At 41.9% G+C, this 24,340-nt stretch carries 22 protein-coding genes; 19 read left to right on the top strand and 3 right to left on the bottom strand.

Features of this window, described 5'->3' with window-relative positions:
- The first annotated feature begins 126 nt into the window (after positions 1–126).
- The 8 genes from RG47T_RS02225 (at position 127) to RG47T_RS02260 (ending at position 8,147) form a co-directional block, all read left to right on the top strand.
- Positions 127–831: an ATP-binding cassette domain-containing protein gene (locus RG47T_RS02225; protein WP_074487813.1), complete on the top strand. Its 705-nt coding sequence runs from the start codon at positions 127–129 to the stop codon at positions 829–831.
- A 132-nt stretch (positions 832–963) separates the two neighbouring features.
- The gene (locus RG47T_RS02230; protein ID WP_074487815.1) at positions 964–1,263 is read left to right on the top strand and encodes a GIY-YIG nuclease family protein; all 300 of its coding nucleotides are present in this window, start codon (positions 964–966) and stop codon (positions 1,261–1,263) included.
- A gap of 97 nt (positions 1,264–1,360) precedes the next feature.
- The gene (gene gldG / locus RG47T_RS02235; RefSeq protein ID WP_074487816.1) at positions 1,361–3,757 is read left to right on the top strand and encodes a gliding motility-associated ABC transporter substrate-binding protein GldG; all 2,397 of its coding nucleotides are present in this window, start codon (positions 1,361–1,363) and stop codon (positions 3,755–3,757) included.
- A gap of 41 nt (positions 3,758–3,798) precedes the next feature.
- Entirely contained in the window at positions 3,799–4,401 is a 603-nt protein-coding gene (locus tag RG47T_RS02240; protein WP_074487818.1) for a hypothetical protein, read from the top strand.
- Between the two features lie 307 nt (positions 4,402–4,708).
- Positions 4,709–5,833, top strand: a complete 1,125-nt coding sequence (dnaN, locus tag RG47T_RS02245; RefSeq protein WP_074487820.1) for a DNA polymerase III subunit beta — start codon at positions 4,709–4,711, stop codon at positions 5,831–5,833.
- Positions 5,834–5,937: 104 nt separating this feature from the next.
- Positions 5,938–6,681, top strand: a complete 744-nt coding sequence (locus RG47T_RS02250) for a DUF4397 domain-containing protein (RefSeq protein ID WP_074487822.1) — start codon at positions 5,938–5,940, stop codon at positions 6,679–6,681.
- A gap of 11 nt (positions 6,682–6,692) precedes the next feature.
- A complete protein-coding gene (locus RG47T_RS02255) occupies positions 6,693–7,448 on the top strand; it encodes a DUF4397 domain-containing protein (RefSeq protein WP_074487824.1) in 756 nt (251 codons plus the stop codon).
- 54 nt (positions 7,449–7,502) lie between these two features.
- Entirely contained in the window at positions 7,503–8,147 is a 645-nt protein-coding gene (locus tag RG47T_RS02260; RefSeq protein ID WP_074487826.1) for a DedA family protein, read from the top strand.
- A 157-nt stretch (positions 8,148–8,304) separates the two neighbouring features.
- On the opposite strand, the gene RG47T_RS02265 is transcribed toward RG47T_RS02260, so the two are convergent.
- Complete coding sequence (locus tag RG47T_RS02265) at positions 8,305–9,270, bottom strand: zinc dependent phospholipase C family protein (protein ID WP_074487828.1); 966 nt, start codon at positions 9,268–9,270, stop codon at positions 8,305–8,307.
- Between the two features lie 186 nt (positions 9,271–9,456).
- Here RG47T_RS02265 and rpsT point away from each other — a divergent pair, with 186 nt between their 5' ends.
- The 10 genes from rpsT to RG47T_RS02315 all read left to right on the top strand — a co-directional run bounded on the left by rpsT (position 9,457) and on the right by RG47T_RS02315 (position 20,814).
- Positions 9,457–9,711 (top strand): 30S ribosomal protein S20, encoded by a 255-nt coding sequence (gene rpsT / locus RG47T_RS02270; RefSeq protein ID WP_074487830.1) that lies wholly within the window; start codon positions 9,457–9,459, stop codon positions 9,709–9,711.
- Between the two features lie 81 nt (positions 9,712–9,792).
- A complete protein-coding gene (radC, locus tag RG47T_RS02275; RefSeq protein WP_074487831.1) occupies positions 9,793–10,491 on the top strand; it encodes a RadC family protein in 699 nt (232 codons plus the stop codon).
- Positions 10,492–10,701: 210 nt separating this feature from the next.
- Complete coding sequence (pheT, locus tag RG47T_RS02280) at positions 10,702–13,101, top strand: phenylalanine--tRNA ligase subunit beta (RefSeq protein ID WP_074487832.1); 2,400 nt, start codon at positions 10,702–10,704, stop codon at positions 13,099–13,101.
- Positions 13,102–13,199: 98 nt separating this feature from the next.
- Positions 13,200–13,490: a hypothetical protein gene (locus RG47T_RS02285; protein WP_074487833.1), complete on the top strand. Its 291-nt coding sequence runs from the start codon at positions 13,200–13,202 to the stop codon at positions 13,488–13,490.
- A gap of 22 nt (positions 13,491–13,512) precedes the next feature.
- Positions 13,513–13,803 carry a cell division protein ZapA gene (locus tag RG47T_RS02290; RefSeq protein WP_074487835.1) on the top strand — a complete coding sequence of 97 codons (291 nt, stop codon included), beginning with the start codon at positions 13,513–13,515 and terminating at the stop codon, positions 13,801–13,803.
- A 194-nt stretch (positions 13,804–13,997) separates the two neighbouring features.
- Positions 13,998–15,560, top strand: coding sequence for a ribonuclease Y (gene rny, locus RG47T_RS02295; RefSeq protein WP_074487836.1), 1,563 nt, complete (start codon positions 13,998–14,000; stop codon positions 15,558–15,560).
- Between the two features lie 64 nt (positions 15,561–15,624).
- Complete coding sequence (locus tag RG47T_RS02300; RefSeq protein ID WP_083627271.1) at positions 15,625–16,140, top strand: hypothetical protein; 516 nt, start codon at positions 15,625–15,627, stop codon at positions 16,138–16,140.
- Between the two features lie 165 nt (positions 16,141–16,305).
- Positions 16,306–19,590, top strand: a complete 3,285-nt coding sequence (locus RG47T_RS02305) for a TonB-dependent receptor (RefSeq protein ID WP_074487837.1) — start codon at positions 16,306–16,308, stop codon at positions 19,588–19,590.
- Positions 19,591–19,840: 250 nt separating this feature from the next.
- Entirely contained in the window at positions 19,841–20,350 is a 510-nt protein-coding gene (locus RG47T_RS02310) for an Xre family toxin-antitoxin system antitoxin (RefSeq protein WP_139235624.1), read from the top strand.
- A complete protein-coding gene (locus RG47T_RS02315) occupies positions 20,350–20,814 on the top strand; it encodes an RES family NAD+ phosphorylase (protein WP_074487839.1) in 465 nt (154 codons plus the stop codon). Before RG47T_RS02310 ends, RG47T_RS02315 begins: the two co-directional genes overlap by 1 nt.
- A 77-nt stretch (positions 20,815–20,891) precedes the next feature.
- Here the strand turns inward: RG47T_RS02315 and RG47T_RS02320 are convergent, their stop codons facing one another.
- Positions 20,892–21,212 (bottom strand): hypothetical protein, encoded by a 321-nt coding sequence (locus tag RG47T_RS02320; RefSeq protein ID WP_074493052.1) that lies wholly within the window; start codon positions 21,210–21,212, stop codon positions 20,892–20,894.
- A gap of 308 nt (positions 21,213–21,520) precedes the next feature.
- Positions 21,521–23,275, bottom strand: coding sequence for a bifunctional lysophospholipid acyltransferase family protein/GNAT family N-acetyltransferase (locus RG47T_RS02325; protein ID WP_074487840.1), 1,755 nt, complete (start codon positions 23,273–23,275; stop codon positions 21,521–21,523).
- Positions 23,276–23,333: 58 nt separating this feature from the next.
- Between RG47T_RS02325 and RG47T_RS02330 the strand changes: the two genes are divergently transcribed.
- Positions 23,334–24,185, top strand: a complete 852-nt coding sequence (locus RG47T_RS02330) for a ComEA family DNA-binding protein (protein ID WP_074487841.1) — start codon at positions 23,334–23,336, stop codon at positions 24,183–24,185.
- Positions 24,186–24,340: the final 155 nt, after the last annotated feature.

Below are 24,340 nucleotides of genomic sequence, written 5' to 3' on the forward strand. Positions count from 1 at the left end.
TAGCAAGTGGGGTGCCGAAACAAGTTCGGCATGACGGCGGGGGTATTTGACTATGATCTATGAACCATCAACTATGAACTAAAAAAACATATCTCAAATCTCATATCTAACATCTACTTTTACAGCATGAGTATCCGGGTTGAAGCATTAACCAAAATTTATGGTACGCAAAAGGCGGTAGATGGTATTAGCTTTAGTGCAGGCAAAGGTGTAACCGGTTTTTTAGGCCCCAATGGCGCCGGTAAATCTACCACCATGAAAATTCTGACGGGCTTTATTCCGCAAACATCGGGTAGTGCAAGCGTTGCTGGGTTTGATATAAGTAAGCAGTCATTAGATGTTAGGCGTAACATAGGTTACCTGCCCGAGAGTAACCCGCTTTACCTGGATATGTATGTGAAAGAGTCGCTCGCGTTTATTGCTGGGATTCACAAAATCACTTCGCCCGATGCCCGCATTGCCGAGGTTATCGAGCAAACAGGTTTAGGACCAGAGCAGCACAAAAAGCTAGGACAGCTATCAAAAGGTTATCGCCAGCGGGTAGGCTTGGCTCAGGCCATTATTCATAATCCAGAAGTTTTAGTATTGGATGAGCCGACGTCAGGCCTCGATCCTAATCAACTGGTAGGTATCCGTCAGCTGATTACCGAACTTGGTAAAACAAAAACCATTATCCTTTCTACCCATATTATGCAGGAGGTTGAGGCGGTTTGCAACCAGGTGATCATCATTAATAAAGGTAATATTGTGGCAGATGATATATTGGAGCAATTACGTGCGGATAATGGAGGGGAATCGTTGGAGCAGATTTTTATTAAGCTGACGAATTAAGAAGGGATATATTGCTGTAGAGTAGTGGGTAAACAATACGTTCATAACTCACGTCATTGCGAGGTACGAAGCAATCTCAGCCCCATTAGTACTAACAAAAATTAAGCACAACCTTTTTATTATTTTAGCGCAATGGAACGAGGCGGTTGTGTTTACATCATGACTAATAAACGTCAAAGCGTTTTATATACAGGAATAACATCTGATATTGTTGCAAGAACTAGGGATCATAAGAATAGAGTGCATCCTGGAAGCTTTACGGACAGGTATAATTGCGATAGGTTAGTTTATCATTGTTTCTATCCACACATTGAAGAGGCAATAACTGCTGAAAAAGCGATAAAGGGCGGTAATAGGAAAAGTAAAGAAGCGCTTATTAATTCGATGAATCCTCAATGGAAGGATTTGTATGATGAGTTGTTAGTTCAGTAAGTTATTTTAGAGTTGGTGCGTTGTCGGTCTGAGATTGCTTCGTACCTCGCAATGACGCGATATACGAAAAGAAGTTTAAAAAGACAAAAACATATAAATGTTCACCATACTAAAAAAAGAAATAGTACTATACCTCAGCTCAATGGTGGCTTACATTACCATTGGCGTATTTTTAATAGTGTTAGGGCTATTCTTATGGGTATTTCCGGATACCAGCATATTAGAATATGGGTATGCCACTTTAGAAAGTCTTTTTAGTACGGCGCCTTACCTTTTTATGTTTTTAATCCCGGCCATTACCATGCGGTCATTGGCAGAGGAACGAAGGGAAGGTACATTTGAATTGCTGGCTACACGGCCGGTTACCTTCGGGCAAATTATTATGGGCAAATACTTTGCCTGTGTAGCGCTGGTGTTGTTTGCCTTATTGCCTACTTGTGTTTACTATTATTCGGTTACGGTGCTGGGTAGCCCGCAAGGTAATATAGATAGCGGCGCTGTTATCGGCTCATATATCGGTCTGTTTTTACTGGGTTCGTCGTTTGTGGCTATAGGCTTGTTTGCTTCTGCTATAACCAAAAATCAGATCATTGCTTTTACTATAGCAGTATTCCTTTCATTCTTTGTTTATAGTGGATTCGATTCTTTGAGCCAATTGCTCAGTTTGCAAAACAGCGGAATAGATCAACTGGGTATTAGTTCGCATTACAGCTCAGTAAGCCGGGGTGTATTGGATACGCGCGATTTGTTTTACTTTATCGCTCTTACCGCGCTGTTTATTCTGCTGGCATTGGTTACCCTTAAACTGCAAATGCAGCGCAAGCTGCTGCAACCCGATGTTTATATTTATGCGGGTGTATTTGTAGCGGGCATCATTGCTGCCCAAATTGGCTTTACCCGGATAGATTTTACCAAGGAAAAACGCTTTACACTCTCCACCGTAAGCCGCGATATGATGGACAGTCTGAGCACACCCGTTAAGGTTACGGTATATTTACAGGGAGATAACCTGCCCGGAGGATTTAAACGCTTGCAACGCGCCACGCGCGACATGCTGAGTGACATGCAAGCCTACAGCCATCGTAAATTACAGTTTGAATTTATTGACCCGCTGAAAGGGCAAAATCAGAGCGAGCAGGATTCGACCATTAAAAATATGATGGGTGGGGGGATAGAGCCCACCAACCTGTCGGTAAAAACTGATGACGGGTTGATTCAGAAACTGATTGTCCCGGCGGCTGTAATTACGGCAGGCGATAAGCAGGTGCCTGTTAATTTATTGCAGCGCCGCATTGGTTTGGGCGAAGATGAAGTATTGAATAATTCTATCCAAAACCTCGAGTATGCTTTTGCTTCGGGCATTAAAAAAGCCATAACCGGCGGTAACCAGCAAATAGGTATTATTGAAGGCCATGGCGAACTGGATGATGTGCAAATGCATGATGCCATTAACACACTATCCAGCAGTTTTATGGTGGGCAGGGTTGATCTCACCAAAATCTCTTTACCAGATTTGCTCAAAGTTAAATTAGTGGTAATTGCCAAGCCCGAAAAACCTTTTACCGAGCCCGAAAAATTTAAGATTGACCAATACCTGATGCATGGCGGCAGCATACTCTGGAGTATTGACCAGGTAAGCGCAGAGCTGGACAGCCTGCGCGGGCATGGCGGAGAGCAGCTTGCCTTCGGCAAACAGTTAAACCTCGACGACCAGTTATTTACCTACGGCATACGGATCAATTATGATCTTATTGCTGATCTGAACAGTTCGCAGATCCCGGTGGCCACTGGTAGTGTTGGCGGGCAGCCGCAGATCCAGATGGTACCCTGGTTGTTTTACCCACTACTGGTACCGGTATCGCACAACCCGATTGTGAAAAATGTTGATGGTATTACCACACAGTTTATCAGTACTATGGATACATTGGCTGTTAAGAATATTAAAAAAACGATCCTGCTAACCAGTTCGCCCTATAATACTAAGCTTACAGCGCCGCATATGTTGTCGCTGACATCTATTGAGCAGCAACCTGACCCAAAGGCATTTCAAAGTGTGCCTAAAACGGTTGCGGTATTGCTGGAGGGTCAATTCAAATCAGACTTTATGAACCGTCCCGTGCCCGAGGGCATTAGCGGGCAGGGAGAGGTTTTGCCGCAAAGCAAGCCCGCAAAAATGATTGTGATTAGTGATGGCGATGTATTTAAGAATCAATTGGGGGCAGATGGTTCGCCTTATCCGTTAGGCTATGATCATTATACCCAGCAAACTTCGGGTAACAAAACTCTTTTGCTAAATATGGTAGACTATTTAATCGGCGATACCCGTTTAATTGCCCTGCGTACCAAAGAAATACAGATAAGATTACTAAATAAGCCCCGTATTAGAAACGAAAAACTATACTGGCAGTTGGTAAATAATATAGTGCCGCCGGCATTAGTGTTAATATTTGCTATTTTTCAACATTATGTCCGCAGACGAAAGTATGCGCATTAATTTTTTTAAGTTAGTAGGGTAACCTTAATAACCTAAAGCAAATGGATGTCTCTGCTCTAACCATCAAAATTATATTAATTACAATACCCGGTGGATTAGCTACATTGATTTTTGAAAAATTAACAGCGTATCAGAAATGGTCCTCATTTAAGTTTATAGTAAACGCAATTTTCTTTGGAGGTATATGTTATCTTATTTCGGATAGTGTGTGCTATTTCTTTTTAAAAAATGAGATAGTAGCATTCTGGAATCATGTTATAGATGATAAAGGGATTAGTTTATCAGAAATTTTAAGAGCATCTATCTGTTCTATATTTATCGGGTTCATCGCATCTGTAATTGAAACAAAAAAATATATCACGAGATTTGCACAATTTATAGGTATCGGTTCAAAATATGGAGAAGAAAATCTCTATTCATTTTTCTTAAATCAACCACATATTACTGAAGTTTACGTGCGAGATGTAGAGTATGATAAAACTTTTCATGGAATTATTGATTCATTTTCTGAAACACAAGACATATGCGAATTGTCATTAAGAAACGTTAAAGTTTATGAATATCAAACGTCAACTTATTTATACGACATGCCCATCGTTTTTATTAGTAGACCAAAAAACACTATCTTTATTGAAGTTCCATAAAAATCAAAAATTATGTCAACAAGAGATTATAATCAGAGAGGTATAGACAAATCATCAAATGGCAGTACAAAAGGACATTCAAAACCTGGTCCTGCTGCTGTCCAGGCACCTCCGCCACCCAGACCAACTCCTCCTAGTGGAAAGAAATAAAATTTATATCACATAGCATTCTATTATTAAGCCTCTGTTTATTCAGGGGCTTAATAGTTAGTGTTTGTTAATATTTGCTATTTTTCAACATTATGCCCGCAGACGAAAGTATGCGCATTAATTTTTTTACTTTTGATTGATTAAAGCTACATCTGGAATGAGATTTATTGTTTCTACATCAACACTATTAAAGCAACTACAGTCAGTAAGCGGCGCGTTAAGTAACAGCACCGTATTGCCCATTCTGGAAAACTTTTTATTTGAAATAAAAGACGGCACGCTAACCATATCAGCAACTGATTTGCAAACCAGCATGACCACATCGCTGGCTGTTGAAGCTAAAGAGAACGGCCGTATAGCTATCCCGTCGCGTATATTGCTCGATACCCTTAAGTCATTGCCAGAGCAGCCGGTGGCTTTCTCTGTTGATGACAAAACCTTTGCGATAGAAATTAACGCAGGCGATGGTAAATACAAACTAAGTGGCGAGAACGGTGAAGATTTCCCGAAGATCCCGGTTGTAGAAAACGCAACATCGGTTAACCTGCCTGCATCTGTTTTGGCAGAGGCTATCAACAAAACCATTTTTGCGGTTAGTAATGATGAGCTTCGCCCGGCCATGACAGGTGTTTACGCGCAGTTATCAACCCAGTACTTTACCTTCGTAGCTACCGATGCCCACAAGCTGGTACGTTACCGCCGTAAAGATGCCAAGGCCGAAAGCACTACATCATTCATCCTGCCTAAAAAAGCATTAAACCTGTTAAAATCATCGCTACCTGCTGATGATGTTAACGTGGCTATAGAGTATAACAACACCAGCGCCTTTTTTAAATTTGGCCACATTAATTTAGTATGCCGCTTAATTGATGAGCGTTACCCGGATTATGAAGCTGTTATTCCGCAGAATAATACCAATAAACTAACTATCGATCGTTTATCGTTCCTGGGTTCATTAAGCCGTGTGGCTATTTATGCTAATAAAACCACCCACCAGGTAAGGTTAAAGATCAGCGGCAGCGAACTGAACATCTCATCAGAGGATATTGATTTTGCCAACGAAGCGCATGAGCGCTTAACCTGCCAGTACGAAGGCGAAGACCTGGAGATTGGTTTTAACGCCCGTTTTCTGATCGAGATGTTGAAGAACCTGGCATGCGAAGAAGTTAACCTTGAAATGTCGACCCCTAACCGCGCGGGCTTATTATTGCCTGTAGGCGGTGATGAGAACGAAGATGTGTTAATGCTGGTTATGCCGGTAATGCTGAATAGCTACGCATAAGCAATATTGAAAATATTTAACAAGTCCGGACTTCAAAAGCCGGACTTTTTTGTTGAGTAATACTAAAAGCTGCTCTTCGCTGTTATAATGCAGGCAGAAAATACATGAAATTCAGACCGATAATTATATTATTTATAGCAATTGCAGGTTTATATGCCTGCAATAAGGCGAGTGATGACCCTGTGGATACTACTGCTACCACGTTGCTAAATGTAATTAATACCACTTCAGACACGCTTAATTATTACCTTAACGGTACAAGGCAAAACAGCCAATCGAGTATTTACACTGGTGGTGCTACCGGGTATTTGTCGGCCCAGTCAGGCCTGCAGAATTACCAGTTTAGAAAGAATGGGCAAAATACAGTATTATTTAGTTTGCCATTAACGCTGGATACTATCCATACTGCGTACGTTGTTAGGGATACCACTAAAAATGCTACTACCGGCGCTACAACTATAAATACCACCACTATAAAAGGTTATTCGCTATATGTAAATGGCGAAAGCACCGATAAAACCTTTTTAAAGCTAGATACTGTTAAAGTTAACTCCGATAGTGCAACTGTGCGTTTTGTGCATACAGCTAATGGTGTTGCTGCACTCGATATGCATGTTGGCGATGCCAGCTTTACTAATCAAAGCTATGGTAATACCAGTAAATTTAAAACCCAGCTTGCTGGTGCTAATAAAGTAATAACGGTTAATTTAACAGGTAGCAGCGTAATAAATATTACACAAAAACTTACTTTGCTGGGTGGTACAGCTTATACATTTTATGTTAAAGGTGTGCCTGGTGGGGTTGGTAAGTCTGCACTTACGGTAGGGGTGTTTATAAATAGTCAATAGTAGAATAAAACATGGCTAACAAAAGTAAATATATATACAACACATTAATGCTATTGCTAGTGGCTGTTATCGTTGTGCCGCTTATGGCTTCATGCGGTAAATCATCAGACGGTACGGTAAATGGCTACAATTCGCAATTAACAGTAGCTAACTTATCTCCGGATATAGGGCCTGTAGATTTATATATCAATAATAATATCCAAAACGGCCTTACGCCATACCGTTATCCTACACTGGGTGCATACTTTTACATGAATACCGTTGGCTATCCAATACAAATAAGGTCTGATACGGGAAATAAGTCAATATTATCTACCGGAATATTAAATCCTGATAAAAAAACTTTCAAGTTAATGGTAACGGATAGCACGGTTAACCGAAACGCGAAATATACGCTATTTGTTACCGGGGTAAAGGCAGATGGTAAACTAAACTTTTTATTCCTGGTAGATACTTCCAAGCTTTCTGGTGTGGGCAGAGGCAAGGTTAGGTTTATTAATGCTTCGCCACGTTCTGGTGCATTTGACGTATATGCCAACCAAACCAGCCTTTGTGCCAATATTGCGCTTAATGCCTATTCGCCTTTTGTAGAGATGCCTGTGGGAGATTATGATTTTAAGATCTATGCTACAGGAGATTTTAGTACGGTTTTGGGTGAAGTGAAACAAACTGTTGGCGACGGTAAGTTATATACTATTTATACTTATGGCATTGTGGGCCGCACAGATAGTGCCGCTTTTAACACGGGTATTATTATTAATAAATAATTAGTAGGCTGATATTAAGCTATATTTTTATTTTTGCTCCAAATAGCCCACATTTTGGAAGTAGTAAAAAGTATCATCGATTTCGTTCTTCACATTGATAAACACCTGAGCCCGGTAATAAGCCAGTACCAGGGTTGGACTTATCTTATTCTTTTTGTAATCATTTTTGCCGAAACCGGCTTTGTGGTTACCCCGTTTCTTCCCGGCGATTCTTTGTTGTTTGCAGCAGGGGCTTTAATAGCTGCCGGTACTACCGGTTTAAATATTTATCTGCTGGCCGTTATATTAATTATAGCTGCGTTTACAGGTAATACGCTAAACTATTTCTTAGGCAGTTACCTGGGCGAAAAGGTATTTAAGCCAGAAAACAAGGTTTTAAAACTCGAATATTATATTAAAACCCAGGCTTTTTTTGATAAGCATGGCCCCATAGCGGTAATATTAAGCCGCTTTATCCCCATCATCCGTACTATCGCGCCATTTGTGGCCGGGGTAGGGCGTATGTCTTTTATTCGTTACAGCATCTATAACATCATCGGCGGTACAGCATGGATTATCCTGTTTCTGTTTGCCGGTTACCTGTTTGGCAATCTGCCTTTCTTTAAAACTCATTTCTCAGTAGTTACCATCGGTATTATACTGGTGTCTATAGTCCCTGTTATTTGGGGGATTATTAAGGGAAGAAGAGAAGGGAAGTAAAAGAAACAAGAAATAAGACAATAGCCTTGCTTTCTAATCTGTCAGTACTATCGCTCCCGCAGACGTCTCGCTTGTGCTAAATGCATATTTAAGTAAGTCCACAAGCGGGGCGCTTGCGGGAGCATTTGACTCCAGAATTAACCAAGCGCTTTTTATATTATTTCCTTGCCTTTGGGGAGGTTAGGAGGGGTTCTTTAAACGCCGCTTCCTCTTTGTCTAATTTCCCTTTCTCTTCCACGCTCATTTTAACCGCAATCAGTTTGTTCAGGTCAGGTTGGCCGGCATCTACCCAGGCAGAGTACCAATAGCTGCCCACGGCCAGTATGGCGGTACGCATGCGGCGTTCTACCATGTCGTGCATCAGTTTGTTGTAGGCTGCGCAATAGGCAGGCGAGTAGTCGTTAATTTTATGGGCACCGCGTTGCTGCAAGGTGTACTTTTTATCGGCAGGAAAAGTTTTGCTGAGTAGCTGGTCAAAACTAATTACCGAATCAACCGCTTTGTAAGAGCCCCGGCAGATGATAAACGCTTCGGATAATGGGTTGTCGATATACCGGGCTTTGCCAATATATAAATGGTAATGGCTGGCAAACTGCTCGGGCAGGCGGCTTTCCCATAACGAGTGGATACCTTTCTGGTTGGTAAGTTGCCCATCATAGTTTTTGGTTAAATGCAGGGGCACGCAGGCATCAGATACATAATGGCCCAGATCTGCCGAGGCATGCAAAATGCCCGTGGTATCATGCGCTTTAAAAGCACGTACCAGTTTGTAGTATTGGTATTGGATGCTCCAGGGTACGGTGCCATATTTAATGAGTGTGTCTTTACTGTAACAGGCAACGGCATCATTCCATTTATGGGGTACGGTTTTAAATGGTGTTTTGCCATAATAGTCGGCATCAAAAAAATGTCGAGGTGCTTCTGTGCTGTCGTTATAGCGGCGTTTATCGGCAGTAATGGCGTGTTCGGTAATGTAATCGATGTTGCTTTTGTAAAAAGCTGCCATACCTTTGGGTAAAATAAAAACAGCCAGATGGTGGATACGGTAATGCGCAAAAAAGCCCCAGGAGGAACAAGATAGCAGGATGATGAGTGCTAAGCATAGCCGCAAGGCAGGTTTCATTGCTCAAATATAATAACCTCACTCAAACCGGCTTCAAAGTATGGGCTTTAAATAAATTTATTTACCTTTGTGATGTTAAAGGCACTGAAGCATTTAGTGTCGAAAAATATTTGAAAAGGTATTTGATTTTTAAAATATTCATCATATATTTGCAGTCCGAAAAATAATTAAGAATACTTAGCTAAAATGGCAAATCATAAATCATCAATTAAAAGGATAAGGGCCAACGCAACAAAGCGTTTACGCAATAGATATCAGGCTAAAACTACCAGAACCGCTATTAAGAGATTAAGAGCAACTACCACTAAAACGGATGCAACTCCGCTTTTAAGCAAGGTAATTTCTATGCTTGATCGTTTAGCTAAGAAAAACGTGATCCACAAAAACAAAGCTTCGAACAATAAATCAAAGCTTACAAAATTTGTTAACACTTTAGCATAAGCTAAACTACCAATATACAAAAGGGATAATGCGCAAGCATTGTCCCTTTTTTGTTGCCACGATTTTTAATAACTTCCCATCGTGGAACCATATGAAACCAAGATCAGCATTAAAGCCTGGGCCGAAGAAGACCGCCCCCGCGAAAAGCTGAATACCCAGGGCCGCCGCGCCCTAAGCGATGCCGAACTTGTTGCCATCCTCATCGGCTCGGGCAGCCGCGACGAGTCTGCAGTTGAGCTCAGTAAACGCATTTTACATCATTATAATAATGATTTGAATAAACTGGGTAAGGTTTCGGTAGCCGAGCTCTCCAAATTTAAGGGCATCGGCGAAGCCAAAGCAATTTCTATCATAGCCGCCCTCGAACTTGGCCGCCGCCGTAGCGATACCGAAACCAAAGTAGCCGATGTAATTACAGGCAGTAACAGCGCCTGGCAAATTCTTCGCAGGCACCTGGTTGATTTAAACCACGAAGAGTTTTGGATACTGCTATTAAGCCGAAATAACAAAGTTATCGGCAAAGAACTGATTAGCAAAGGTGGCTTGTCTGGCACGGTTGCCGACCCAAAGATTATCTTCCACATAGCGTTACAGCACCAGGCCTCATCTATTATACTGGCGCACAATCATCCCTCGGGGAATTTGAAACCCAGTCAGCAGGATATTGATCTTACTAAAAAGCTGTACCAGGCGGGGAAGATCCTGGAGATTAATGTGTTTGATCATTTGATTATTACCGATGATGGTTTTCTGAGTTTTGCGGATGAAGGGTTGTTATAATTCTTATTCTCATCTTGAGAGGGGTTATGGATGTGTTCCCGGCGTATAAACACACCCCTGCCTCGGCGCTTCCTTTTGCGCCCCTCTCGTGAAGGCAATTGGTAGTTTCAATGCCTTTTTGCCGATACACATAAAAACCATCTGCACATCTGCATATTTTCACATCTGCACATCAAAAAATCTTATCTTTGCCGATTATCATCACATCTAATGAAGATATCTTATAATTGGCTTAAAGATTTTATACAAACAGATAAAACCCCGGCAGAAATTTCACAGATCTTAACCGGTACCGGTTTAGAGGTGGAAAGCCTGGAAAAAGTACAGGCAATACCGGGCGGACTGGAAGGCCTGGTGATTGGCTACGTGAAAGACTGTGCCCAACACCCCAATGCCGACCGCCTGCGCATTACCCACGTTGATGTAGGTACTGGCGATGACCTGCAAATTGTTTGCGGTGCGCCCAATGTGGCAGCCGGGCAAAAAGTAGTTGTTGCCGTAGTTAGTACCACTGTATACCCTACACATGGCGAACCGTTTAAGATCAGTAAATCTAAGATCAGGGGAGAGGTATCCGAAGGGATGATCTGCGCTGATGACGAGATTGGCTTGGGCGAATCGCATGCCGGGATTATGGTATTGCCGGAAGAGGCAGTTGTTGGCATCCTCGCTAAAGATTACTTTAGCCTGAACGACGATTATATGTACGAGATTGGCTTAACGCCAAACCGTGCCGATGCTACTTCGCACCTGGGTACTGCGCGTGATATTGCTGCTTTTTTACGTACCCACATTACTAAGCCGGATGTTTCTGCCTTTGCGGTAGATAATAACAACCTGGTAATCCCTGTTGAGGTGGAGAGCAAGGCCGCTATCCGTTATAGTAGTTTAACTATTTCGGGCATTAAGGTGGCCGAATCGCCTGCCTGGCTAAAAGAACGTTTGGCTGTTATTGGTGTACGGGCTATTAACAACGTGGTTGATATTACCAATTATGTACTGCATGATCTTGGCCAGCCGATGCATGCTTTTGATGCCGACAAGGTAACAGGTGGTAAGGTAATTGTTAAAACGGTTGCAGAAAGTACTCCTTTTATTACGCTGGATGGCGTAGAGCGTAAGCTGCATCAGGACGATCTGATGATCTGTAATGCCGTTGAACCCATGTGTATTGCAGGGGTTTTTGGTGGGGCAACATCGGGCGTAAGCGATGCTACTATTAATATATTTTTAGAGAGCGCTTACTTTAACCCGGTTTCGGTACGTAAAACATCAAAACGTTTTGGGTTGAAAACTGATTCTTCTTTCCGTTTTGAGAGAGGCACTGACCCGGATATGACCGTTTTTGCGTTGAAACGCGCTGCACTATTAATAAAAGAAATTGCCGGCGGAACAATCTCATCTGATATATCCGACATATATCCGGCCAGAGCTGAGCCTTTCAAGGTAGAGTTCAGCTACAAAAATGCGGTTCGGCTGATTGGTAAAGATATCCCCGCTGCCGAAATTAAGGCAATTATTGAGGCCTTGGATATTAAAGTAGAAGAAGAGAGCGCAGAGGGCTTATTATTAGCCGTGCCAGCCTATCGTGTGGATGTTACCCGTGAGGTTGACGTAATTGAGGAAGTATTGCGTATTTACGGATATAACAATATCGAGATCCCTACCCAGATCCGAGCATCATTAAATACCTCAGTTAAACCCGAGCGGGATACTGTTCAGCGCATTGTTTCTGAACTGCTGACCGCCAATGGCTTTAATGAGATGCTGGCTAATTCGTTAACCAGCTCCAGCTATGCTACCAATTTGGAACATGCGGTAAAGATCCTGAACCCGTTAAGCAACGATTTGGATATTATGCGCCAAACCTTACTGTTTTCGGGTCTCGAAGCTATTGCACATAATCAAAACCGCAGAAATCCTAACCTTAAACTTTATGAGTTTGGTAAGGTATATGGAGTTAAAGAAGATAAATACAGCGAGAACCGCCAGCTATCCTTGTTCATCACAGGCGCAAACCAGGGCGAGCAATGGGGCCATAAATCAGAGACTGTATCTTTTTATCACTTAAAAGGGGCTATTGATGAACTGGTTGACCGCCTGAACCTGAAAGATTACAGCGTGGAAGACGTGGCAGACGATGAACTATCATACGGTTTGCAATACAACTACCGCGGTGGCAAAACCCTGGTTAAGTTTGGTTCGGTACAGCCATCGGCATTAAAAAAGGCAGATGTGGAGAAAGAAGTATTCTTCGCCCTGTTTAATTTCGATTTGATATTGCAACTGGTGCAAAAAAATAAGATCACGTTCCAGGATGTGTCTAAATTCCCGGCGGTAAGAAGAGATTTATCGATGCTGGTAGATCAGGCGGTAACGTTTAATCAACTGAAACTGATCGCCCAGAAAACAGAGCGTAAGCTGTTGACCGAAGTGAATGTGTTTGATGTTTACCAGGGCGATAAACTGCCTGCCGGTAAAAAATCATACGCATTAAGCTTTATTTTGCAGGACGAGGAGAAAACACTTACCGACAAAGCGATTGACAGCATAATGCAGAAATTAATTTATAACTTAGGGAAAGAAGCAGGAGCGGAGATAAGAAAATAGTTGGGGTTATTAGGTGTATTGAGTTATTAAGTTGTTTGTAAAATAGATGACTATTGAATAGCCCAATAACTTAATAACATAATAACCAATAACTAAACATGGCATCAATAACAGAACAGTTATCAGCAGTTACAGAAAAAACGGAGCGTTTAATTGAGCTTTGTACTGTTTTACAACAGGAAAATGATTTGCTGAAACATGAAAGGGAAGCGCTTACAAACTCGGTAAAAGAGAGTAAGAATAAGCATGTTGAACTGGAAGAGAAGCTTCGTGTATTGAAACTGGCCAAATCATTTTCGGAAACGAGTGAAAAAAGCCTTGACATCAAGCAAAAAATTAACGAATTTGTGCAGGAAATTGATAAGTGTATTGTGTTGCTGAAAAAGTAACGCAAAAAAGTGAACAAGCTCAATGGGAGAAATCTCCATAAAAATAAATATTGCTGACAGAGTTTACCCTTTAAAGGTAAGCGTGGAAGAAGAAGAAATAATACGCAGGGCAGCCAAGCTGATCGGTGATCGACTGAAAGAATATCAGGAGAATTACGCCGTTAGGGATAAGCAGGACCTGCTTTCGATGGCTGTGCTTCATTATGCAACAGCATCATTAAAGGCAGAGCGTAAGGTTACGGTTGAGGATACGGAAGTAGCCGACGGCGTATACAAATTAGACCAATTATTGACTGATTTTTTCTTAAAGTAATAACGTTCTTACATACAAAGAGCAAAATTTAACCGCAGTTAAATTTTAAGTTTCACTACTGAAAACAGGAAATACTGTGATCGGGCGGACTAATAGCAGGCGCTTAATGCTGTGATGTCCCTCTGTGAATGTGTTTCCAAAACGATGACACTTGAAATTTACATGCGGTTTTTTTATACATATATATAACCATTATGAACACACTCTATATTATCATCGGACTGCTGATCGGCGCTATCGTCGGGATCATCATCGGCCGGTTTCTTCTACGGAAGCTATTTAAGGAACAAGAAACATCGGCTCAAAATAAAGTTAAGAAAATCTTAAAAGAGGCAGAAAACAATGCTGAGATTCTGAAAAAGAACAAGCTGCTGGAAGCCAAAGAGAAATTTTTACAGCTTAAAACAGAGCATGAGCAGGAAGTTAATACTAAAAATAACAACCTCAATCAGCGCGAAAATACACTTAAGCAAAAAGAACAATCATTAAATTCTAAGCTGGAAAACGCTAACCGCCGCGATGCGGAGGTAGATAATGTACGCAAAAACCTGGAGCGCCAAACAGAACTTGCCGTTAAAAAACAGGAAGAAGTAGAGCATTTAAAGCAACAGCATTTACAACAGCTGGAAACTATTGCAGGCTTAAGCGCCGAAGAAGCCAAAAACCAGTTGGTAGATAACCTACGTGAGGAAGCCCGTACCAAAGCCATGATCCAGATTAAGGATATTGTTGACGAAGCTAAACTTACTGCTACTAAAGAGGCTAAGAAAGTGGTTATTCAAACCATACAGCGTACCGCTACAGAGAGCGCTATCGAGAATACAGTATCTATCTTTAATATCGAGAACGACGAAATTAAAGGTCGTATCATCGGTCGTGAAGGTCGTAACATCCGTGCGCTGGAAGCCGCAACTGGTATCGAAATTATTGTCGATGATACACCGGAGGCTATTATCCTTTCTGGTTTCGACCCGGTTCGCCGCGAAATTGCCCGTTTGGCTATGCACCGTCTGGTAACAGATGGCCGTATCCACCCGGCCCGTATTGAAGAGGTGGTTGCCAAAACCAAAAAGCAAATTGAAGAAGAAATTGTAGAGATCGGCGAGCGTACCGTGATCGACTTAGGTATTCACGGCCTGCACCCGGAACTAATCCGTATGGTTGGTCGTATGCGTTACCGTTCATCATACGGCCAAAACTTGCTGCAACACTCGCGCGAGGTAGCTAACTTCTGCGCTACTATGGCGGCAGAGCTGGGCTTAAACGTAAAACTGGCTAAACGTGCCGGTCTGTTACATGATATTGGAAAAGTACCAGACGATAACCCGGAATTGCCACACGCAATTTTAGGTATGCAACTGGCCGAAAAATATAAAGAACACCCGGAAGTGTGTAATGCCATTGGTGCCCACCACGACGAGATTGAGATGACTTCAATGATTTCGCCGATTATCCAGGCTTGTGATGCTATTTCCGGCGCACGCCCTGGTGCACGCCGCGAGGTGGTAGAAAGCTATATTAAACGTTTAAAAGAACTGGAAGAGTTGGCTTTATCATACCCTGGAGTAGAAAAAACCTTCGCTATACAAGCAGGCCGCGAACTGCGTGTTGTGGTAGAAAGCGAAAAAATAAGCGATGCACAATCTGAGATACTGGCAGCAGATATTTCAAACCGCATCCAGACAGAGATGACCTATCCGGGCCAGATCAAGGTTACCGTAATCAGGGAAACCCGTTCGGTAGCATTTGCTAAGTAAGAACCCCTCCAACCTCCCCAAAGGGGAGGCTTTTAATAATTTTGATACAAGACATTCAATCGTATTGAAACCAAATACAACAAAATCTTCTAATAACATCAGTGGGGCTCAGCGCCCCATTGATGTTTATTTCCCGCTGTATAACCAGCGATATCCATCAGTTGGCGATAAATTAATATTAAGCATCGTTTTGCTGTTTCTATTTTTTAGCATAATGGGCTTAGTGTGGATTATCCCGTTTCCGCAACTGAACTGGCTGGGCACTTATAAGGGGTATTTTAGCTGGGCATCGTTTTTTATAGCAGGCAGTGTATTTTACTGGTATAAGCAATCGCCCATACTGTCTTATTTTTTATTGCTGTTGATGTTTGCATTTTCGTACGGCGCATCGCAGCTGGCAGAAATAGGGGCATTGGTTGGCCCTCCCGTATGGACAATTTGTGGCCCCATTGCACTAGCTGCCTTAATTACGCTGTTTTTGATAAGCCGGAAAAGGCAAGTTAACTTTGTGAGCAGTATATTCCGTTTGCCGGTATGGCTGGTTAGCTTTTTGGCCAAAGGCTTTGGTGCCAAAATATAAGGCTAAATCTGTTTGGGGTATCTTTGTTAACTTTTCCTTAAAGTAGTTAACTATCAGGTATTGAATTTATTGTTAAATATTAGTTCACTCTTTGTGGTAAACATAATAATGTGTTAACATTGCCTTAATATTATTGCTGAACCTTTGTGCTCAAATTGAACACACATGAAGAAGCTTTACTTATTACTCTTATCCGTTCTAACAATCTGCTTTACCATACCTGCCAATGCGCAGCTAACCAGCACCGTGCTGAGTGGTAAAGTTGTAGATTCTAAAGGCGTTACTATGCCGGGTGTAACCATCCAGGCTGTAAATACCAGCACTGGTACACGTTATGGTGCACAAACCAATACAGATGGCCGTTATACCATCTCTAACGTTAACCCGGGCGGTCCTTATACTATTACTGCTACTTTTATCGGTTACAAAAAAGAAGAACGTAGCGACCTTACCTTAACCTTAGGTAATGCAACGTTTAACTTTTTGCTGCAGGATGAAAGCACAGCATTAAAAGAAGTTACTGTACGTGCAACCGGCGGCCCAACTAAAACAGGTGCCAGCACCCGTATCGGTCAAAATGCAATTAAAACGTTGCCGTCTATCAACCGTAACTTTCAGGATTTAACCCGTACTACGCCTCAAAGTAACAATAACTCATTTCAGGGTACCAATTACCGTTACAATAACGTAACGCTTGATGGTGCCATTAATAACGATGCAATTGGTTTCAGCCCGTCATTAGGTGGCCAGAACAATGCATCGGGCCAGGTGGGTAGCAGTACCCGTACCAGCCCGGTACCAATGGATGCCGTACAGGATATACAGGTTTATGTAGCGCCTTTCGATATTAAAATTGGTAACGTATTGGGTGGTAGTATTAACGCTGTAACCCGTAGCGGTACAAATGATGTTACAGGTTCGCTTTATACTTACGGCCGTAACGCAACCTTAACTGGTAAAAACAACGCATCTGCAGCAGCAGGAGGCGATGGTGCTAAAGAGCCCAAAGATTTTCATGATTACCAGGTTGGTGGCCGTTTGGGTTTCCCGATCATTAAAAATAAATTATTCTTCTTTACCAACGAGGAGATAAATCGCCGCCAGGATCCAGTAATTTCGGGTGCCGGTACTGCAGGTTCTGCCAAAATATTAAGCTTGCAAGATGCACAAAACCTGGCTACAGCATTTAAAACATACAGCGGTCAGGATGCTGGTACTTATGGTAATACGACCATCTTCTCAAACTCAAACAAATTCTTTAATCGTTTAGACTGGAATATCAACGATAAAAACCAGTTAACTATCCGTAACAATACCATCAGCTCTTCTGCAACTAACTTAGAGCGCGATCAAAGTAACTTCCGTTTCAGCGGTATTGATTATACTTCACACAACAACTCATCATCAACTGTTGCCGAGTTAAAATCAAGGATTTCAAACAGCGCAAGTAACAGCTTATTGGTAGGTTACTCAAATGTACATGATTACCGCGACCCTAACTCGAACCCTGCATTACCACAGATTGAGATTACCGGTAATACGCCAGGTACAACCATATTTATGGGTACCGACCGTGAGGCTGCCATATTTGATATGCGCCAAAAAACTACTGAGTTAACTGATAACTTTACCTTGACTAAAGGTAAACACACTTTTACCTTTGGTACACACAACGAGTTTTATAACATCACTTATAACTTTGTTAACGCATGGAACGGCCGTATAGCTTACAGCAGCGTTGCTAATTTCCTGGCTAACATCCCTTCCCGTACCCGTGCTAACTTTAACTATACCGATAACACCCGCGATTATATCCTTGACAATCCATCAGCTAAATTTAATGTTGATCTGTTAAGCGTATATGGTCAGGATGAAATCCAGTTAACCGACAACTTTAAGTTAACCGCAGGTTTACGCTTTGACTATGCCGGCGTACCGGATAAACAACCGTTGAGCTCTAAAACTACAGGCGCACCGGTTGACGTTAATTACGGCAATACCTTCACTTATACTAAACCAAAAGATATCCAAAACAAATATTTGAACAATGTAGAGATCAACCCGCGTGTATCTTTTAACTATGATATCAACGGCGATCAAAGTGTTGTTTTACGTGGTGGTAGTGGTTTCTTTACCGGCCGTGTTCCTTTTGCATGGTTTGGTTATGCATTTTACAACAATGGTACAACTTATGGTGCTTATGATGTTAAACCAAGTGCAACTGCGCCAATCAAGGCAGGTACAAACCCTGTACAAGCCCCTTCAAATGGTGGTTTAGGCTTTGTTAACCAGCAAGGTGCCAATACTTCTGCTACGGGCCCTACCCAGGTGGATATGATTGATAATAACTTTAAAATGCCACAGGTTTGGAGAAACAGTTTAGCTGTTGACGTTACCACGCCAGATCAGTGGAAATTTACTGTAGAAGGTATCTACACTAAAGTTATCCACGATTTAAAATTCCAACAGGTTAATACTACTGATAATGTAACTTATTATCCTTACGATACCCAGCACCAACAGCCAATATTTGTTAATAGCAAAATAAATTCGTCATACACTAACGCTTATTTATTATCAAATACTAATCAGGGTTACCGTTACAGTGCTACTGCGCAAATTGCCAAACTGTTTCAGTTAGGTGCATTGAGCAGCTTAAATGCTACCGTAGCTTATACCTACGGTCACTCTAAAGATGTTACCAACGGTATCCGTAACTCAATGGAATCTAACTGGCAGTTAAACCAGGCTTTAAATCCAAACAACCCTGGGTTGGCTAACTCAAACTTTGATATCCGTAACCGTATCGTATCAACAGTTAACTATATGGTTAACTGGGATGCTGCTAAAAACTACACTGCAAACTTTAGCTTCTTCTTTAGCGCGCAATCTGGTAACCCATATACGTATGGTATCTATCCAAGTGCTATCGATGGTACAGGCCAGCAAGTTAGTTTAGCTTATATACCTAAAGCTGGCGAAACTGTTAATTTCTTCAGAGATATCGTTGGCGGACAAACTGCTGCACAGCAAGCTGCTGCGTTTGATGCCTTTATCGATGCCAGCAAATACCTGAAAAGCCGCCGTGGCGACTTTACACAACGTAATGCTGCCTTTACACCTTGGAACAATCAACTTGATTTCCGTTTTGCACAAGACTTTAAATTTGGTAATGGCAAACGCAAACAGGTTATCACTTTCACTTACGATATTGTTAACTTAACCAATTTGTTGAACAAAAAATGGGGTCAATACTACTTCTCGCCTAACACTTACAATTCAACATCAAGTGTTGGTTTAACACCGGTGAGTGGTACAGGTACACCTTCGTTTGCAAATGCTTCAACTACTTATCCAAAGTACACCTTCTCTAATCCGGGCTTACCGTATTCGGTTGATTACTTTGCTTCACGCTGGCAAATGCAGTTTGGAGTGCGTTACAGCTTCTAAGCGATTTTTCACAATTGTAATAATAACAAGGGCTCCCGATTTTTCGGGAGCCCTTTTTTTATGTTGGCAGATTTTAATTTGGTACAATTTATATTACTTATTTAAGTAAGCAAGTTAGGAGCACTTTGCCCCCTGCCTTTGGTGGAATATACAACTGTTAGTGCTGCTTGCCTAAGCATTTATAAGGCATGTAATTGGGCATACCAAATTTATAAGCATACAATGATTTGGAAAAGTGTTTTTTAATAGCGTGCAAAACAAATACGACAAATGTTTCTTATATTTGATACAAATGTCGGATATGGCTATTTTGCATCAAAAAGAATTTCGTACCACAAACCTGGTTAGTTTACTGGGTGGGGTAGAGCTGGTCACTGAAAAGATTGGGTCGGCTTTTGATTTAATTACGCTGAGTAATAAAGGGATCAAGAAAGCATCCTTAGATGCTTTGGTAGGCCACATGGGCATGACCAAGAAAAACTTTGCCGAAGACATCCTGAACCTGTCTGTCAAAACTTTAGAACGCAAGAAAGGCGATGACCTGCTCGACAGACAAACCTCATCGCATGTGATAGAGGTAGCCAAAGTGGTAAAGCATGCTTTTGATGTTTTTGAGGATGAAGCAAAAGTGCAAAAATGGCTGAGTACACCCAACCGGGCGCTTAATCAAATGAAGCCGCTCGATTTGTTTTATATGCCCACCGGCCTGGGGCTGGTAGATAATGTTTTGGGCAGGATAGAAGAAGGCGTTTATTCCTGATGCTGGTTTACCGTATTGTAAAGGTGCAAAAGCGTACAACAGACCTCTCCGGCATGGGCGCTTTTAAAGAAGGCGGCCGCTGGAATAATCCTGGCACGTATATGCTTTACACCTCAGAAAATAGTTCGCTGGCCTACCTGGAAAGCCTGGTGCATTTCGAGGCCGAAAACACGCCGCCCAATTTATACATTATCACAATCGACGTTAAGGCTGATGACAGCTTAATTTATACACTGCCGGTTGATAGCTATCCTCAAAGTTGGCAGCAAATAGGTAACCTGGCCAACAAGCAACTAGGCGATGAGCTAATGGACGAACGAAAGTTTTTGGCCATCAAAATAAAATCTGCAATCAATACTTTAGAATATAATTGTTTGCTCAATCCCTTGTTTCCGGGGTATCATAACGTGGTTAAGGTTCTGAATGTAGCGCCATTGCCGGTAGATGCCCGGCTGGTGAGGTAGAACACAATCTGCAATTAAACAAAACGCCCTTTAACTTTCGCTAAAGGACGTTTCTATTATTGATCATCAAAATCAAATTACCATCTTCTGTAACCACCACGGTGGTAGTACCTGTTGTAATAAACTACACGGCGCGGGCCATAATAACCGCGGTCTACATAAACAGGCCTGCGGTAGTAGCCATCATCATAAACCGGGGCATTATAATAAACCGGAGCCGGTGCGCAATAAGCGGGTGCCGGTGGGTAATAAACCGGGGCCGGTGGGTAGTAAACCACGTGGCGGTGTGGATAATAAGGAGTACCGATATTAAAACCTACATGTACGCCAACTTGTGCTTTTGCTGCATTGATAGTAAACAAGGCAACTATTACTGCTAAAAGGGTTATACGTTTCATATTCGTTGTTATTACTAAATAATTGATGTTTTTCAGCATCGTTGTTATAGTAATATGACAAGTATTGTACCGCAGGGTTTAATAGTTTGGGGATGAGTATGGGTTATGTAAGCTAAGTTGTTGTATTATAGCAAGAAAAAGTTTATGCTCATTATTCTGAACTTGTTCCGGCATCCCACTTGCATATGTCCACTACTTTGCTCACCGTATACTTAGCATGTGGGATGCCGGAACAAGTTCAGCAAAATGGCGATATGGTACACATAAAAAAGCCCCTCTCCAATGGAGAGGGGCTGGGGCAAGGCTCTTTACAAATTCTTCGCCAGCTTCATTAACATCTCTTGCGGCACCTTTTGCAGGTCGAGTACCAGAAAACCATCCAGGCAATCGGCAAACTTAGGGTCTATGTTAAAGCAGATTATTTTGGCGTTAAGTGATATATACTGGCGCAATAGTACAGGTACTTTCATGTTGCGTACTTCCAGTTCAGAGATCAGGTTGTCGAGGTTTTTAAAGCTGTCTTCGCCGGTTAAAAGCAGGTCGGCATCAATGCTCGAGAAATCAACCTTAAACTGTTTACGCGGCTTTACGTACTCAGCCATTTCATGGTCGAAATGATTACGGGTAATATAATCGACAATAAGCGATTTAGAAAACTTCGAAAAACTATTACTGATACTTACCGGGCCTATTAAGTAACGGTAGCGTGGGTTATCAATTAAAAACTTCAAAATACCCTTCCACAGCAAAAATAACGGTAATGGTTTTTGCTGATACTCCTTACGGATCCATGAGCGGCCAAGCTCTAAACTGCGCTTCAATACCGGGGTAAACTGCGACTTTATTTTAAAAAGGGTAGCGGTATAAAAGCCCTTTTTACCCAGGCTATAAAATATCTCGTCGCCCAAACCAATGCGGTAAGCGCCTACCACCATTTTGGCTTCGGTATCCCAGATAAATAAGTGGTTGTAATAAATATCATACTCATCCAGGTCGATGCTCTTGTTGCTGCCCTCGCCAACCTCGCGGAAGGTAACCTCGCGCAGGCGGCCAATTTCGCGGATAATGTTTGGGATAACCGATGTAGGTACTACAAAAACCTCATAGGCTTTTTCTTTGGTTACCAGGTAATTTTCGCGCAACTGATCAACCTCGGCCGAAATAATATCGGTACTGATGGCTTCTTCTATTTCCTCGGCGCTCTTTTTAATCTTAAACAGGTTGCGCGGGTTAAATATTTTTTTGTCTTCTTCCAGGCCTGTGCCTAAGGCATAGGTTTTGGCCCTTAAAAAGTTAAGCAGTTTAACGGGGTCTTTGTTATCGGATACATCCTGTACGTTAATTGGTTTACCAATGCGCAGCTTAATGGTGTGGCCGCTTTTGTTAAATAACTCTGACGGTAGCTTGGCCGTGCGTAATGCCGGGTGTATTAAGCTAAGCAAGTTAAACAATAACCCGTTGTTGCCATGAAAATAAATGGGTACCACCGGCACCTTCGATTTTTGGATTATTTTACCCACAACCGGGTGCCAAAGCCTGTCTGTAACCTGTTGTTGCTCTATCTTAAAGGTAGATACCTCGCCCGCCGGGAATATCCCTATCGGTATGCCGTTGTTAAGCATTTCGAGCGTTGATTTAATACCGCTGATGCTCGATGAGTGCTCTATATTTTCGAAAGGGTTTACTGCAACAAAATAATCACTCAGGTTGGGGATCTTTTTTAATAAAAAGTTGGCCATTACTTTAGCATCGGGCCTGGCCATGCATAATATTTTAAGCAGCACCATGCCTTCAATCCCACCATAAGGGTGGTTGGCAATGGCTATAAAAGCGCCATCGGCAGGTATATTTTTAAGTTCCTTTTCGTCAAATTCAATTTTAACGCCGCAGCCTTCTAAAATAGCATCTACAAAATCGGGGCCTACTTTTGGTTGTGCCTGGGCAAACAGATCGTTCACCTGGTTTATTTTCATAATTTCCATCAGCAGGGCGGCCAGTCCGGGCATTTTCAGCTTATCTAACTTAGTGGCTTTTGCAAATTCCTCTGTGGTAATTACCTTCATATATTCTTTATACAGATGTTGATGTATTAACGTCAAATTTATTAAATTAACGGCTATTATGGCCGCCGGCATTAAATCTTATCTCAAAAATTACCTCTCCATCACCAAAAAAGATTGGAACGGTTTAGTAATACTAATTGTATTGCTTATAATGGTTTTGGCTGCGCCATACGCATATCGGCTTTTTCACAAAGATAAGTTAATAAATTTTAATGACTTTAATGCCCTTGCTGCGCAATTACCACCAATTGATAGCAATAACGCAGAAACTAATACCAGTGGTATAAAAAACCGCCATCCCGTTCTGTTTGCTTTTAACCCCAATCACCTGCCCGATGACCAGTGGCACAAACTCGGCCTCGATCAGCAGCAGATAGAAGTACTGAAACATTACGAGGCTAAAGGCGGCCATTTCAGCAAAAAAACCGACCTGCAAAAGATCTATTGCATAACTGCTGAAGACTACAAACGCCTTGAACCCTACATTCAATTACCGGCAGATGGCCCGGCAACTATTATAGATATTAACCATGCCGACTCTGCCAGCCTGGTAACTCTTAAAGGTATAGGCCCGGCTTATGCTATGCGAATTATCCGCTATCGCACAAAACTGGGTGGTTTTTACAGCAAAGAACAGTTAAAAGAAGTTTTCGGAATCGATGAAGAACACTACTTGCTGATTAAAGACGGTATTAAGTTGAACCCGTTTGCTATTCATAAAGTAAACATTAATAAAGCTACGTTTGATGATCTGCGCAGATACCCATACCTCAGTTACAAGCAGATCAATGCCATTATCCAATATCGCAGCGAGCATGGCGATTATGATAATCTGAATGATATGAAAGATGTAGCTATTTTGGATGATGCTACATTGATGAAAGTGAAGCCATATTTGGTGTTTAGGTAGTGTAGATTATATCAAACACGTCATTGCGAGGTACGAAGCAATCCCCGACATACGGAGCCGTTTAGAGAGATTGATCTGCATAGTTTGAGATTGCTTGTACCTCGCAATGACGTGTTTGATATGTCTAAAATTCTTGGCTCTTGACTCTAAAAATA

This window comes from Mucilaginibacter polytrichastri, from assembly GCF_001911425.1.
In the GTDB taxonomy this organism is placed as follows: Bacteria; Bacteroidota; Bacteroidia; order Sphingobacteriales; family Sphingobacteriaceae; genus Mucilaginibacter; species Mucilaginibacter polytrichastri.